At 39.9% G+C, this 15780-nt stretch carries 12 protein-coding genes; 5 read left to right on the top strand and 7 right to left on the bottom strand.

The window, feature by feature from the left end; translation table 11 throughout:
* Positions 1 to 206: 206 nt before the first annotated feature.
* Both N483_RS08095 and N483_RS08090 read right to left on the bottom strand, forming a co-directional pair.
* A complete protein-coding gene (locus N483_RS08095; protein WP_023398773.1) occupies positions 207 to 2207 on the bottom strand; it encodes a hypothetical protein in 2001 nt (666 codons plus the stop codon).
* 137 nt (positions 2208 to 2344) lie between these two features.
* Positions 2345 to 2683, bottom strand: coding sequence for a hypothetical protein (locus N483_RS08090; RefSeq protein WP_023398774.1), 339 nt, complete (start codon positions 2681 to 2683; stop codon positions 2345 to 2347).
* A 664-nt stretch (positions 2684 to 3347) separates the two neighbouring features.
* Here N483_RS08090 and N483_RS08085 point away from each other — a divergent pair.
* Positions 3348 to 3665 carry a hypothetical protein gene (locus N483_RS08085; RefSeq protein ID WP_023398775.1) on the top strand — a complete coding sequence of 106 codons (318 nt, stop codon included), beginning with the start codon at positions 3348 to 3350 and terminating at the stop codon, positions 3663 to 3665.
* 80 nt (positions 3666 to 3745) lie between these two features.
* Here N483_RS08085 and N483_RS08080 read toward each other — a convergent pair whose 3' ends face one another.
* The gene (locus N483_RS08080) at positions 3746 to 4654 is read right to left on the bottom strand and encodes a hypothetical protein (RefSeq protein ID WP_023398776.1); all 909 of its coding nucleotides are present in this window, start codon (positions 4652 to 4654) and stop codon (positions 3746 to 3748) included.
* A gap of 238 nt (positions 4655 to 4892) precedes the next feature.
* On the opposite strand from N483_RS08080, the gene N483_RS08075 reads away from it, so the two are divergent.
* A complete protein-coding gene (locus tag N483_RS08075; protein WP_023398777.1) occupies positions 4893 to 5234 on the top strand; it encodes a hypothetical protein in 342 nt (113 codons plus the stop codon).
* A 292-nt stretch (positions 5235 to 5526) separates the two neighbouring features.
* Here N483_RS08075 and N483_RS08070 read toward each other — a convergent pair whose 3' ends face one another.
* Positions 5527 to 6039, bottom strand: coding sequence for a peptide-methionine (S)-S-oxide reductase (locus N483_RS08070; RefSeq protein ID WP_023398778.1), 513 nt, complete (start codon positions 6037 to 6039; stop codon positions 5527 to 5529).
* Between the two features lie 172 nt (positions 6040 to 6211).
* On the opposite strand from N483_RS08070, the gene yddG reads away from it, so the two are divergent.
* Positions 6212 to 7147, top strand: a complete 936-nt coding sequence (yddG, locus tag N483_RS08065) for an aromatic amino acid DMT transporter YddG (RefSeq protein ID WP_023398779.1) — start codon at positions 6212 to 6214, stop codon at positions 7145 to 7147.
* Between the two features lie 46 nt (positions 7148 to 7193).
* Positions 7194 to 8402, top strand: a complete 1209-nt coding sequence (locus tag N483_RS08060) for a tyrosine-type recombinase/integrase (protein ID WP_023398780.1) — start codon at positions 7194 to 7196, stop codon at positions 8400 to 8402.
* 298 nt (positions 8403 to 8700) lie between these two features.
* Here the strand turns inward: N483_RS08060 and N483_RS08055 are convergent, their stop codons facing one another.
* Positions 8701 to 10251: a methyl-accepting chemotaxis protein gene (locus tag N483_RS08055; RefSeq protein WP_023398781.1), complete on the bottom strand. Its 1551-nt coding sequence runs from the start codon at positions 10249 to 10251 to the stop codon at positions 8701 to 8703.
* A gap of 226 nt (positions 10252 to 10477) precedes the next feature.
* Here N483_RS08055 and hemH point away from each other — a divergent pair, with 226 nt between their 5' ends.
* Complete coding sequence (hemH, locus tag N483_RS08050; RefSeq protein ID WP_023398782.1) at positions 10478 to 11497, top strand: ferrochelatase; 1020 nt, start codon at positions 10478 to 10480, stop codon at positions 11495 to 11497.
* A gap of 37 nt (positions 11498 to 11534) precedes the next feature.
* Here hemH and N483_RS08045 read toward each other — a convergent pair whose 3' ends face one another.
* Both N483_RS08045 and N483_RS08040 read right to left on the bottom strand, forming a co-directional pair.
* A complete protein-coding gene (locus N483_RS08045; protein WP_023398783.1) occupies positions 11535 to 14099 on the bottom strand; it encodes a putative bifunctional diguanylate cyclase/phosphodiesterase in 2565 nt (854 codons plus the stop codon).
* A gap of 273 nt (positions 14100 to 14372) precedes the next feature.
* Positions 14373 to 15779 carry a YfcC family protein gene (locus N483_RS08040; RefSeq protein WP_023398784.1) on the bottom strand — a complete coding sequence of 469 codons (1407 nt, stop codon included), beginning with the start codon at positions 15777 to 15779 and terminating at the stop codon, positions 14373 to 14375.
* Position 15780: the final 1 nt, after the last annotated feature.

Here is a 15780-nt window from a genome sequence, read left to right as displayed (position 1 = left end):
TACTCCTATAACCTATCGCCAGTACGCAATATATCAAACAGTTTTTATTGTCTAATGAATATTAAAGCATCATACAGAGAAAGCGGATGTATGGAACAAGCAAAGAAGTGATTGAGCCAATAACAGAGGTTTCCGTTTTAAGATAAATGGCTGAGTGAGCCGCTCAGCCATGAAAGTACCCTATAAATATTTTTGTAGACTGCTTATTAAATTAATTCTTCATTGATGAATGCTGCTAAAACACTTTGTAACGTACTCGCGTTATCGGCGATAGCCCATGCCCACATTTGCGATAGTGCATTCGACTCTTTTGGCTCTAAACCTATTTTCAAAAAGGTACTGTAGTAAGGGAAGTTTGCAAAAGGCATTGCTGGTTGCTTCAATAACGCCAAAGCCTTTTTTTCCAACGTAGGATCTGAATCCCAATACAAGCCGGACATAGCTTCTGCAAATAGTTTGGCGTCATCTAAATCAGACGTAACAGTATCTAGGCCTTTTTGCCCTGCCAAAATCTGGCTCTTAAGCGCTTCGTCTTGTAAGCTGTTTTGCCAGTCGAGCATTTTCGCGTTTTGCACATATAAGATCTCAACCTTACGCCCTGAACTTACGTTTGCCAGTGTGTTTTCCACCGTAGTTAATGTCATTTGATGAAATGCAGGCTGAGAATTGGCTGTGTTGCTGTTACCCTTGTTTGTCTCATAAAGACCACTCACAAGCTGTGAAAACGGCGTATTTCTCGCGCCATTTTCGCTATTCTCAAATACCTGTAATAAGCTTGTTGCCTTGAAAGCTGGGTGCGTTGGATCTTTTTGACTGTCATTGAATGCGTGATATTCCCCTGACTTGCTATCGAAATCAATTCCAAATAGCGGTGCCGCTTGTCCGCCTGCAATAACTTTTTCTTTTTTCACAAGCGGTGTACTAGTATTGTCAAAGACAAGCAGTTTTAGCGGTGCTTGTTCGGAATCACCAGTATCAGTTTGAGAGAGAATGCCAATAATGCCAGTGTTATCTAATGTACCGCCATCCGTGTAAAGCGTGTTTGGGTAATTTTGGCTATTCACCCCAATTGGCCAATAGTTATTCCTGGGAATAAAATCAGCAATATCGTTGAGCTTATTCTGAGCAATAAAACCTTTAAACTTACTGGAAATGGCCCTTGCCAAATCTGTAGCTGCGTCTTTTTCAATATTATTTTCGAGTTCACCAAGCAAATTCTTTCGGTCTGAATCGGATAGTAGTGGCATGACCTTATCAATTAGCTCGGCCAAGCTCACTGGGTCGTTTACCTTAGCAGAAAAAGCACTCGCTATTGCATTTGCAAAAAATGAGCTTGAAGTGCTCACAATATCCATCAAAGCATAACGCTCAGAAATTGTGACTTTAACAGGTGATTCCGATGCACTGTCTTGTTGCAAGGTAGACGCGTACGCATAGGATTCAACTTGCCCTCCACCGACTAATGCGTCATCAGGCGTTTGCCCCTTCGCACCTGCCGAAATAGCCGTTGCTTGATTTGGTAGTTGCACAATATTGGTTTTATTCCCTTCCACAGAGGCTACAGGGTGCATTATGTTATTGTTCATAATGATAAATGGTCGTTCTGCTCGCAAATAAAAAAAGTTTTCATCGGTGGGCTCGAGTTCTGGAAACGATTGCTGTGCATAACTCTCAGATAAAGAAAATGACTTGGTAGAGGTCCAAGTTTTCTCCCCTTGCGCCCGAAGATTGAATACCGACAATACATGCTGGCCAACAATATCAGTCCACAACCATTGATGGTCTTTAGTCTTATTTTTCGCGATAAATGCACCTGCGGTTACTAGCAAGTTATCAAGCCCCATTCCGGCAGGTACCTTGCCAAAACTGTGTTCTGAGAGCTGATTAATATTAAATTTACCAGTTTGGGCGCTGATAGATAGATTTTCAGGAGCAACATATTCACCCAGTAAATCCTCATCTGAATACTTTTGTGGCAAGAAGGAATATATTGACGAAGCCCACGTACCACCCGATACCGATGAAATATAACGTGCTTTTTGAAGCAAGTTTAAAGTGTTTAGGCCTAGCATCTGTCCCCAAGCACAGGTTAATGCTCGCGAACCTCCCCCGGAAAAACATATGCCTAAATTAGCTTTATTTGAATCAGAATGTTCAAGTGTCGGGTTACTTTTACCGTTCGGATATATCTTAACTTGTTGAACCATGGAGTCGTCCTCAGATCCGTATGAAGTTTGTCAGTGGGTGGTAAGCATATTGCACGAGGTGGGCGTTTCCCATTACGCCACTATTACATAACATCAGATTGATTTTGAGTCTCAATGGTGATCGAGACTCAAAATGATCAAGCTAACTCAACGGGTCCGTGATCATCACAGTGGTCACCATGTTGATGTTGAAGGCGACCATTCACAAGATAATCAACATGATCGCCATGTTGAATTGCTTCATGGCCGCATCCTGGTCCATGAACATGACCATTTCCTGAAACAGCATGATTGCATTCATTTGGGTTAGCGTCGTTAACTTCAATCACGTGCTCATCGCAATGATCGCCATGTGGGTGGTGCAGCTTCCCTTCAACTAAATAGTCGACATGACCGCCATGTCGAATTGCGGTGTGTCCACAGTTTGGGCCGTGAGTATGGTGATCAGCATGTTTGTGGGATTGTGAGCAAGACATGTGTCTATTCCTTCTGTTTATAAAGTCCGATATAAATCTAGCTCAGCCTAGTGTCAATGCAAATTCCATTGGATCATATATAAAGGAATGATTTGATCAAGGTGGCTATAGAGTTAATCTACTTTCAAAGAAAATAAATATAACTAAATGTTTTTAATAAGCATTCTTCCCGTAGAACGTTTGGAAGATATACAACTTCCTTCCCAGCTTGCTTCAAAACAATAGCAAGAAGCGTCTTAGCGATATGACAGTAGAAATTGACAAATCGGCTTAAAAATCAGATGAGTTTGATAGAATAGCATTTAAAGTTAAAGCGCAATGAAGGTGTATATTTGTATGAAGTACAATAGTGGCACCTACTCCCTATCATGTTAAGTTTAGCGGATCAGCCTCGCTGTTTATCAAAAACACAATCATCTAATCCTTGGGCACCAACAATGTTTCCACATAACAAAGCGCTTGCTTAAAGCGTTTTCATTACGAGATATTAAATTACTAAAGCCATAAAATACAAATAAATTCATATATTACTTCATAATTATTTACTGAGTCATAAATAAATTAGCGTATCTTAAAATATATTATACTGAAATGTCATGCTGAGCTTGTATGTTATTAGTGCACTTATTTCAGTGCTCATAAATAATATATAAGGATATCAAACATGAAAAAAATAGCCCTACTTTCTCTTTTATTAATGACGAGCTTTGTACAAGCGAAAGAAGTAACTTGTTCTGACAAAATTGACAGTATAAGTTTGCAATCTAGTGGTTCTGTTTGGATTTGGCCAGACAGGCATGAAACAATTGAACTTAAGCCAACTCATCCAAAATTTTACGAATTTCTTGGCATCATGTTTTACGCAATGAAGTCCGGAAAGACAGTTGTATATAAGTCTGACAACGGCGAGCGCTACTCAAACAAGTGCCATGATACAGAAACTAGTCTTTACCCGCTTTATGAAATTTTAAGAGTAAACTAAGCAACATTTGATTACACCAATGCACTTGGTTAGCGAGTGCATTTTTTTCAGACAAATAGATATAAACAATATTCCCTAGTTTAACCCCATAATTTGTTAAATTTCACCTCATCAAAAAATGCAAAATTCAATTCTAGTTGCTCGCGGTATTGTTTTTTATTCACAGCTAAATCTTGTATTTTTATATTGTTTTCTCTGCTGTAGCTTTTCATAACTTCTTCTGCCGGCCCTTCTTTATTTACTATATATCTAGCAAAGTGGTCCATATCCAAGGTGGCTTGCATTTTAGCTGTTTCAGGCAACGTTGAATGTTGTTTTAGGAGAATACTCCGAATCTCCGGATCGAGCGTTGATGGATTGACGCTTACTTGCATTACAACTCTTCCGTAAGCCAATTCTCTAGAATCAAGGGATTGTCTGACATAATCTTCTTTCTCTTTATCAGTCTTCAAACTTTTCCATATTGTATCGACTTGCTGTAAACCCCGCTTAAGATAATTAGACAGGTTCAAACTTCCTTGCGCTATCTTTTTTCGATCGTCTTCATTAATGACGGGATGAGGTTTACTTAATTCTTGTTCAATGTGTTTTAGGGCTTCCAACTTTTCCGCTTCACTATGTGTGTTCTTGTTATAATATTCTTGCCATCTATCCGAGGAATCGGAGATTCTTTTTAAGTATGCAATATTGCTTTTAGCCATAAGGCTTTCTAGGTCATGCTCTTTAATAAATCCATAAATATTATTTACTGTAGATTCGAATTGGTTATTAGTCCGAAATTTAGATTTGGCTTTTTCATGTTTTTTTGTGTGTGCCTTTTGCTTGTCTTTTCCCTCGCTGCCAAGTATTTTGCCTTGCAAGCCAGTTTTTGTGACAAAACCTTTCTGAAACCTTGGCGCTGTGCCAAACCCCACTGAACTTTTTGACTGCTTGATTTCAGAGTTTTGAGCCGAAGTAGTTAATTTATTGTTCTTCATACTTTTAAACATACCCAGAACCCTCTAAGAATTTGTTTTTGAGTTAAAATACATAATCAAAAGGCGTGGCTTTGCTCACAAAGCAATTACGTCATACTCCGTCTGTTGATTTGCACAATGCATATGTTAAAGAACGTATTTGCCATTCTATTGTGAATAAAATTTAGCAAAGTTCAGTACGCAAATTAGGTTGCTAAAATGTTAATTTTATTCTAGTTTAGTATCTGATACTCACAATCGGAGAAACTCTATGAAGGAAATTATTTTAGTTCTATCGCTAAGTTTGAGTGGCTTGGCAATCGCAGATGAACATAAGTCGCATGATAAGCATGAACATAAACATGGATACAACTGCGGTCATGCCGCTGAGTGGCATGGAGACCATTTTGACTATAATCATAGCGGTCATGACCATCACAACCATGCTGGTGAAGTTCATGAAGCGAAAGTAAAAGTGCATGAAAAGCACAAACACGGACATGGATTAGACTGTGGTCACAAACGGCGAATTGAGCAAGGCCGAGTTGAATACAATCATGATGGTCACTGGCACCATCAACATGGTGAACATTTTCACGAAAATCATGGTTAGGGTTAAATAACTAAATAAGATAAGCTGCCCTTCCCTTATAAGAGGCGATGTGAGGGTAGCAACAAAACCCAATCTTGTTTATTTCCTTGATTGGGTTTTTACTAACTCTATTTTAAAAACCGCGCCCAATCCCTGCAATAAAACAACAAAAAGAATAATTTAACATAATTAAAATCTAATAATGTTTTGATATTCAACCTGAAAAATATTTGCACTAATCTTTCTGATTATGAGAATGTATGTATAGATAATTACGGGATTTTAAATCTTATAATTCTCATAAATAGAACATTTACTTATCTAGAGCTTTATTGATGATTTTATGGTCGACTTTGTCATTGAATTGCTCTATCAATTTAAGTAACTTGGGTGTTATTTGATTTTGACAAAATGGCTTGCTCGGGTCACTGTAGTAGTAATTTTGGTATTGCTCAGGAGATAATTTGAGTTCGTTTAGCAGTAGCGGTTGTGTAATTATCGCTTTACCAAAATCGCCTTGTAAACGAGCTATAATAGATTTTGTTGCCTCAATTTGTGCAATACTTTCACAATACACCGCACTACGATATTTACCCCGACGACTATGGTTTGATGTAGCGCTGTGGGTCTTCAAGTGAATTTCAATCAGATCATCTAACTTAATTAATTGGGTATCAAACTGCAGTAAAACTCCCTCAGAAAACCATTCCTGATCATCGAAGCTATTCAACCAACCCTGCTGTACGTTTTTCACACCAATCAATGAACTAAATATAGCTTCTGTACACCAATAACAACTCCCGCCTAGACCTACTTTTTCCAGCACTGTTGTACACCACTTCTCAAGTTGCAAACTGAATAAACTTTATCATAGCTCTAAATTTTTAAGATTTATTGAGAAAGGATAATTTATTTGTTTTAAACCTTATTTCTTGACTAAATATGATGCACGAAACAACAAATTCTATATAATTGGACGTTTTTGTGGAGCCTAAAATTTGCAAACCCAGGTCAAATTTACAATATTTGGTGTATTCGCCGTGCTGCTATGGAGCGCCGTATTACATATCGTACGTATTGTTAGCGAAGACTTTGGGCCAATTGGAGGGGCCGCACTTGTGTATTCATATGCAGCGCTCTTTCTCGTCGCGTTTTCGGGCCTACCAAAAATCAAAAACTATCCTAAACGTTATATACTTATCGGCGGCACATTGTTTGTTTGCTACGAACTCTGTTTATCCCTTTCTCTAGGCTTTGCCAATTCAAGAACTCAGTCCGCCCAAGTGCTAATCGTAAACTACTTATGGCCACTTTTTACCATAATCGGCGCCCTGCTAAGTAAACAAGCTAATGCCAAACCGATGTTACTTGTTCCTGGCAGCCTTTTGGCTTTCATCGGTGTATGTTTGGTCGTATCTGGTGATTTAAGTTACTTGTTCAATGGTGTGTTAGCAAACGTCGTTAGCAACCCTCTAGCTTTCTTTCTTGCATTTAGCGGCGCTATCATTTGGGCTATATATTGTAATTTAACAAAATCGATGGCCAACGGTGAAAATGCAATCAGCCTGTTTTTTATATTTACCGCTTGCACATTGTGGCTTAAATGGTATTTACTCGATGCGGGTTTTGCGTCCGGTTTTTCATTTAGTAGTGTATTTTTATTAGCGCTAGCGGGCGGAGGAATGGCCTTGGGTTATGGACTATGGAATAAGGCCATTATCGGTGGGAATATGATTTTACTCGCTGCAATTTCTTACTTTACTCCTGTTTTCTCAGGTGTGTTTGCTGCCTTGATTTTAGGTGTCAATTTGCAGCAAGGGTTTTGGCTTGGGGTCATCTCAGTTACAATTGGCTCGCTTTTGTGTTGGCAGTCGACACGCCTTAAAGATCAACAACCTAATTCGGTACAATCAGTGCTAGACAATACTGAATAAATATACATATAATTTGCTACAAACATGCCGATTGGATCAACAATATATGACGCCGCTAGTCGATACATTAAGACAACTTAGGTATCTCATTGCACATTTGGATGACGATACATTACATAGCGAATACCCTGCTATGTCTGAGTTTTTAAATAGCAACCGACTTGGTGATCAGATATGTTTAGACGAACTGAAGTTTTTATATCAATTTCTTTATGTGTATGGCCGAAAGTCTGAAGCAACTTTCAATCGCTTTAGGAACGAAATCGAACGTTTCCATCTTTGGAGTTGGTTAGTCCAAGAAAAATCCGTCTTTGAGCTTAAACGAGAAGACATTGAGGCATACGTAGACTTTGTTGTTGAACCGGATAAAGCATGGCTCGCAGATTCGGTGCAGTGGCGTTTTAAAAATCATCAGGGCACAAGGCAAGTTAACCCCAATTGGAGACCATTTGTTCACAAGGAAAACGGTGTTAGCCAACAAACACTTGCTTCTATGTTCACAGCCCTAAACGTCTTTTACAAGTTTGCGATATTAGAGGAGAAATCCTTTGCAAACTTTGTCCCGGTAGTTAAAAAGAATTGCCCTTATTTGGTTGTACAATCACAAATAAAGTTACCAGATACACTGAGTGATCTTCAGTGGGAATATGTATTTGGCGTAACGAAAGATCTTTGTGAGGAAAACCCAAAGCTGGAAAGAAATCTATTTACCCTAGCATGCTTAAAAGGGTTATACCTGAGGATTTCTGAGCTTTCAGAGCGACCTCAGTGGTCTCCTGTAATGAGTCATTTTTGGCAAGATCAGGATGGTTTCTGGTTTTTAAGAATTATGGGTAAGGGTAATAAACTACGTGATGTCACTCTTAGTGATGATTTTGTTGAGTATTTGAAACGTTATCGTCAATCCCGCGGCTTAACTGCTCTGCCCCGTGTCGATGAACCTCACCCTATCATTCACAAATTGAGAGGCCAAGGAGGCATGAATGTACGTCAACTAAGACGCATTGTTCAAGAAAGCTTTGATTTGGCGATTGATAAACTAAAACAAGATGGCTTTAGCGAAGAGTCTGAAAATTTGGAAGCTGCAACCAGCCATTGGTTAAGGCATACTGGCGCAACCCACGATGCGCAGACTCGACCGTTAAAGCATTTGTCAGAAGATTTAGGTCACTCAAAAATAGCAACAACCGACCAAATCTATATTCAAACCAATATTAAAGAGCGCGCAAAATCAGGTGTTAAAAGAAAGCTCTAGCTGGTACTAGTAATCTGGAGCCTAACATTTATGAAGTAGGTTAGGCCCAACTAAACTTAGACTATCCACTACCCCACTAAATATCATTTATAACGGCATCAACTGCTATTGTGTTTGAACGTTTTTTAAGGAAAAAGCCCATTAGAAGAGCGTCATACAGCAGCAAAGAAGCACTTCTTTCGGTAGAAAATATATAAAACACACAACAAAAGCTGAATACTGTTAACCCAAACCCATGTATGATGTGTTCTTTATAATGTATATTAAAGGGCCATTTAGGCCCCTTATAAATTTTCAGTTATCTTTTGAATCTTACCACAAGTTCATGCATATCATTAGCTACGCGGGTAAGTTCCTCACTGATCTCTTGGCTTTCTAATGAACTAGTAACACTAGAGTTAGCCAATGAAGCTATATTCACCACCTGCTTGTTAATGTCTTCTGAAACGGTGGCCTGCTCCTCAACCGCGGCAGCTATTTGCATACTGTTTACGCTCATAGTTTCGATCAAAGAATAAATATGCTCTATTTTTTGTGTCGAAGCGTTTAGTTTTTCAATACCAAGTTGGGATTCTGTTTCACCACGTTGAGCAATCACTTCTGATTCTTGAGTGCTTTGCGTCAATTCATCAATAATGGCGTGGATCTCTTTCGTCGACTCCTGTGTGCGCTGTGCTAAATGTCTTACTTCATCAGCTACAACGGCAAACCCTCGACCTTGCTCGCCAGCTCTTGCTGCTTCAATCGCTGCGTTTAAGGCTAATAAATTAGTTTGCTCTGCGATCTGTTCAATAATTTGCGCAGCGTCTGCGATTTTACTCGTTTGCCTTGCAACTCCCAAAACAGAATCTTTAATATCGATAACAGTTGAGCCCAGGCTCTCAATTGATGCCTTGGTTTCCTCTGAACTCTTTGCACCTTCTTTAGCCAGCTCAAGAGCGTCAGTAGCGTCAGCAGATGTCGACTGTACATTTTGAGAAACTTCATGAATAGTGGCAGCCATTTCGTTCATGGCTGTAGCAACAAGTTCCGTTTCTTGCTGTTGTTGAGTTAGCTGTTCCGTGGTCGAACGACTCTTGTCTGCCGTTTGCCCGGCACCGAATGTGACTTGTTTAGAAGCATGTTCAATTCGCGTGATCACGGTATCTAAATGAGCGTGCTCACTTAGTAACTTCACGTGCAGTTCGGCCATTTTACCCTGCCATGGAGAATAAACCTGTTTGGACACGTCATCACAAAAGCTATGTTTTAAGATTTGGTTAATTCGCTCTAACTGCTCATGGTCTCGATATCGATTGTAGCCAAAAATAGCGACACTATTGACCATTAACCAAGCAAACGCAGAAGTCTCAGTGCCAAATGCGTACAAGCCTAAAGCACTTGCAAAAGCAGCGATTGGCCAGATGGTTCTAAGCTTTGGCAATTTAAAATTACTTTTACCACCACTTTGGATAGAGCTATAAAGAGCTTCTGCTCGCGCAATGTTTTCACGACTAGGACAAGTTCGAACAGACTCATAGCCAATCACTTGACCATTTTCGGTCATCGGGGTTACATAGGCATCAACCCAATAAAAATCACCGTTCTTACAACGGTTTTTCACCATGCCCATCCAAGGCTTGCCCGCCTTAAGTTGGGTCCACATAGTTTTAAAAGCAAGCTCAGGCATATCAGGATGCCTAACTAAATTGTGCGGCTGTCCTATTAGTTCTTCTTTTGAATAACCGCTTATATTCTCGAAGTGCTCATTACAGTCAGTAATTATTCCTTTCAAATCAGTGACTGAAATGAGTTTATCTTCTGGTGCAAATCGTTGTTCACGATTTGTAACTGGTTGATTAACCCGCATTTAACTAAAACTCTCTGCAAATTACATTAAAACTCGACGCTGGATAGTGGAACATACGACTTCTATCGCGTTTAAGCAACTTATTTTCATCATATCGCTACAATTTTAAGACGTATAAGCATGATATAAGTTAAAAATATGCAAGTTAGATCTAAATATCGATTTTGAACGTATACTCTTTACTGTAAAATATTGCCCGTATAAAAATGCCATCAAGGAGCGCTAAGTGTCCAGATTTTCAGCAATTACTGATAACCCCCATGAAAATCGATTTAACAACAAAGTCGGTGTATTAGTTACCAACTTAGGCAGCCCTGATGCCGCTACAACAAAAGCACTTAGAGTGTATTTACGAGAGTTTCTATCTGATCCCCGCATTGTAGAGATCCCTAGATTCGTTTGGATGTTGATCCTGCACGGGATAATTTTAAGGGTCAGACCAAGCAAGTCTGCAGAAGCTTATCAAAGCATTTGGACCGAGCAAGGGTCGCCTTTAATTGACATAACTAAAAGACAGTGTCAAAAACTGCGAGAGTATCTAGCTGAACATAAGCATGATGATGTAGAAGTCGTCATGGCCATGCGCTATGGCAATCCTTCCATTGAAGCTGGTCTAGAAGCGTTACGCGAACAAGGGATCACTAAAATCGTCGTACTTCCTTTGTACCCTCAATACTCGAGCGCAACAACAGGCTCTACGTATGATGCTATCTCACGTGTGCTAACTAAGTGGCGCTGGGTACCTGAATTGCATTTTATAAATGGTTATCACCGCAATGCAAAGTATATCGAGGCATTAAGTAACTCTGTACAGGAGTATCTTGATAACAACCCAACACCAGAAAAAATCTTATTTTCATACCATGGAACTCCAAAGAAGTTTTTAACAGATGGCGACCCATATCACTGCTTTTGCCATGCCACCACCAATGCAGTGGTGTCAAAACTAGGGCTAGACAGTGATAAGGTCATGACAACATTTCAAAGCCGCTTTGGGCGAGCTGAATGGCTAAAACCGTATACTGACTTTACTTTGAAAGAGCTAGCACAAGCGGGCACAAAGCATATTGCGATTTTAAGTCCAGCATTTAGCGCAGACTGTTTAGAAACGCTCGAAGAGCTTGAGGAAGAAAACCGCGAATATTTCGTTGAAGCTGGCGGTGAACAATATGATTACATCCCTGCGCTAAATGATAGAGATGACCATATAGTTGCTTTCTACGATATTTTGAAGTCTCACCTTTGATACAAAAAAAGCCACCTTCTAGGTGGCTTTTTCCTAACTATACTCTGCCTTCCTTCACCGCAGATAATTCATATTCAGCTTTGTTTTGACTGTTGAACTCTTCAAGCAATTGAATACAAGCTCCTACAGGCCTAGCTGGACTGTAGTAGTATCCTTGGATGTGGTCACAACCGAGATCATTTAATACGTTTAGCTGGGTCTCTGACTCGACACCTTCCGCAATCACTTTTATGCCAAGCTGTTTTGCCATTTCAACTAAGCATGAAATCATTATTTGCTTACTTTTATCTTGCAGCAAGCTGTCCACAAAAGACTTGTCTATTTTTAAGTAATCAACTTGGTTTTCTATCAAGTGACTTAATGAAGAATAACCGGTACAGAAATCATCCAGTGCAATTTTGACACCTTTCCCCCTTAAATCCCTCAACAGTTGCCATGTGTAGTGGTTTGTCGCCATAGACTCTGTTACTTCAACGGTGATGCTGCTATATGGAATATCGTATTTTTCAATCGCTTCTGAGATCAGGTCAAATTGGTTGTTACTGACCTTAAACTCATTGACTGATCTGTTAACAGAAATACTGATATCAGTATACCCAACTGATTGCACCTTTTTTAAATCCATACAAGCACGTTCTAATACAAACTGGCCAATCTGTTGTATTAAGCCAAACTCTTCAGCGATGGGAATAAAAGCACCAGGGGATATCATGCCCTGCTCTTCATCAAACCAGCGCACCAACGCTTCAAACTTAACAATTCTACCACTCGATTGATCGACGATTGGCTGATAGTAGACGCTTAGCAACTCATATTTGATGGCATGCCTTAGTTTGTCCCGCAGTGCGATTTTGTTGAGATACGCATTTTGAATTGCTTGATTGTGTAGCGCAACCGACCCTCTGTTAGTCTTTTTAGCACTTTCCAATGCATGCGCTGCGTTACGGATAAATTTAGCCGCAGTAACTCGTGACTGGCAATCCAGCTGGGCAACTCCCACACTGGCCGTCAGCTCAATTGTGAGTTCATTAAATACATAGGGCTGTTTAAGTTTATCGCATAGTTTTGAGGCAATATCATGAGCACTTTGTTGGTTTGTTGCATCTAATAAAATTGCAAACTCATCCCCACCGTAGCGCGAAATGGTATCGGCCCTTCTCAGCCCATTTTTAAGCCGCTTTGCGACCGATATAAGTACTTTATCGCCTATTTCAGGGCCATAAATGTCATTGACTTCTTTAAAATGATCGAGGCCGATAAATAGTAATGAACAAGGCTGTAGTGTGCTTCGAGATTGAGAGATTCTGGTTTCCAAAATATCCATAAAACATCGACGGTTAATAAGGGCGGTCAGTGGTTCATGGTTGGCGTAAAATGTCAGCTGCGCTTCATTTCTTTTCCAATCAGTGATATCGCGAAAAATAGCTACATAGTTGACGATATCGCCTTCTTCATCTCTTACTATATTAAGAGTCAACTCTTCAGGGAAGATTTGACCGTTCTTTCTTCGGTTGTAAATTTCGCCTTTCCAAGTGCCTTCTTTACATAGCTTTGTCCACATTTTGTCGTAAAATTCAGCACTGTGTTTTCCCGAAGAAAGCACTGACGGGTTTCTGCCAAGTAGTTCAGTATCTGAGTAGCCAGTCAACCGTTCAAATGCTCTATTCACCATCACAACTCGATTTTTATGATCGGTTATCATGATGGCCTCAGTAGCATGTTCAAATACAACATTGGTGAGCTCTAATTGCTTGTTCAACGCATAGATATACGAAATATCTTGCACAGACGCACAGAAAATACGTTCATCCTCTTGCTCATCAGAGCGCTCAACATGCCCGATTACTCGAAATAGTCCTTTAAATTGGCTTCTGTCACTGTGAGAGACGTTTATATCGATGTGATTTATTTGCCCATTGCGGATTTTTTGCATTAAAACACGAAGTGACTTCTGGTCTTTCTCTTTTAAGCTGTCGCAAAATAGTTCAAACCCAATGTCCTGATCAGGCAGGTTTATCAAGGTTTGCATTTCTTGGCTAAAACTATGTATGTTTCTGCTGATATTCCAAGACCAAGAGCTTAACCTTGCAATGCGCTCGCCTTTGGCCAGCTGCTTAACGAGAATTTCCTGTGCGCTTAGCTCTAAATTGTGATTCAGCTCTGCGCCCACCAGCAAACTTAGTTCTCTAAACCAATGTTTATCGTCACTAGATATCTCTATTTTTTCGTCGAAAAGACACACCATAATACCGATTGGAGTGTGATCTAACGCGCGCAAAGTCACGCCTAGGTAACCATCTATATCGAATATCTTTAATATTTCGTCTTCAGCATACATCTGTTGTAAATTACAACTAATAGAACAAACACTTTGGCTGTCTTTAGCGTCTTTACAAGGCGTCCCTTCTAAATCATATATGATGTAATTGGACTTTTCTCCATTGACCGAGTAAGCCACTGTTTTTACTCGCGTATCTGAGTCAATGAATTTACCTATTAAACAATGAGCAGGCTGAAACTTCTCGTAAATCAAGTTTAATGCCAATTCGTAACGAGCTTCGCTGCTTGGCAAATTATAAAAAGTACTGAATGATAGCGTCATCGTTTAACAATCTTGTAATAATTATAGTTATTAATATGAACCGGAATGAATTCAACTAGCAATGATAATTAATCACCATTTAAGAATATGAAGATAGATCAATAAAATATCAATAACAAGAATCAGAAATATATAATCAACAATATCTCAACACTTTTATTCCAGCTCTACCACTTATAGATACAGACAATATTATGTCTGAAATAAAAATGCCATTTAAAAAAACAAAAAAGCCGTCTTATAAAGACGGCTTTTTGTAACTAAAAGTCTAATTTATTCAATAATTGGCTGAACATCTAACCCATAACCAAAGCTAACTGCAAGGACCAAAACAATTGATGCCGCTAATAATAGCTTACCAATCAGAGGTAAACAGAATCTAAACCAATGGGTATAAGGCACACCTGCCATCCCTAATATGCCCATTAATACTGCATTAGTTGGGATAATCATATTAGAGAAACCATCACCAAACTGGTACGCCAATACTGCTACCTGTCGTGGCACACCAACCAAGTCCCCAACCGGAACCATTAATGGCATAGTCACGTATGCTTGGCCAGAGCCTGATGGAATAAAGGTATTTAGGAATGTTTGGATCACTAACATGCCTACAGCAGAAATCTCTGCAGCAACATGAGATAATGGTGAAGAAAGGCTATATACCAATGTATGCAGAATCTGCCCGTCTTCTAAAATCAGTGCAATACCACGCGCTACACCGATTAATACAGCTGTTGTTACTAGTTCTGAAACACCATCAATAAAACGCTCAGCCGTTTCATCTGCTGATAGTTTGCCGATAATTGCGATTACAACACCCCAAGCAACAAACAAACCGCCTAGCTCATATAAATACCAACCTTTTGTAGCAATACCCCAAACCGCAATACACAGCGTGACGATAAAGCTAAACAAAACAGTTTGATGGCGCTTATTCAACTTTGGATAGTTAGGTTTTGCCTGCCCTTCAAGTGGACACGGCACACCAATCATCATGGACTGACTAGGGTCATTTGAGACTTTTTTAGCATAGCTCCAAACATGATGGAAACCGATCAGCACGAAGGGCACAAATATTGCCAACCTAAGTTCAATACCTGAGTAAACTGGAATATCAGCTATTTGTTGTGCAATTAACACCGTAAATGGGTTGAATGCAGATACACCGTAACCAATACCGTAGCCTGCTACGATCATACCAACTGCCGTCATGGCATCCAGTTTCATCGCTTTACAAAGGGCAACTAATATCAGTACAAATGGGATATATTCGCCAGCCGTGCCTATCGTGCTAGACGCTAAAGCAAAACAGAACACAACCATAAAGATCAAGCGCTGTGGCTTAGTGCCGTGTTTTTCAAGTAGACGACCGATCAACGCATCAACTGTACCTGTTGCACGAGCGATACTCAGTACACCACCTACAATTAATACGAAGAAAATAACATCTTGGGCTTGAGCGAACGCTTTAGGAATGGCAGTGAGGAGATCCCACGGAGTAAGAAACTCTTTTTGCTCAACAAGTTGATATGTACCCGCGACCACCATTTGTCTGCCGCTTTCGGTAACGCTAGTCTCAAAAAAGCCCTGAGGCACCACCCATGTGGCTAACAAGGCCACCACCATCATGCCGAGCAACAGCACGAGTGTGTGTGGTACTTTCAAAGTTTGTCCCATT

The organism is Pseudoalteromonas luteoviolacea NCIMB 1944 (assembly GCF_001625565.1).
Classification (GTDB): Bacteria; Pseudomonadota; Gammaproteobacteria; order Enterobacterales; family Alteromonadaceae; genus Pseudoalteromonas; species Pseudoalteromonas luteoviolacea_F.
The sequence above is the reverse complement of the archived record's forward strand: the minus strand, read 5'-3'. Positions and strand labels throughout refer to the sequence as shown.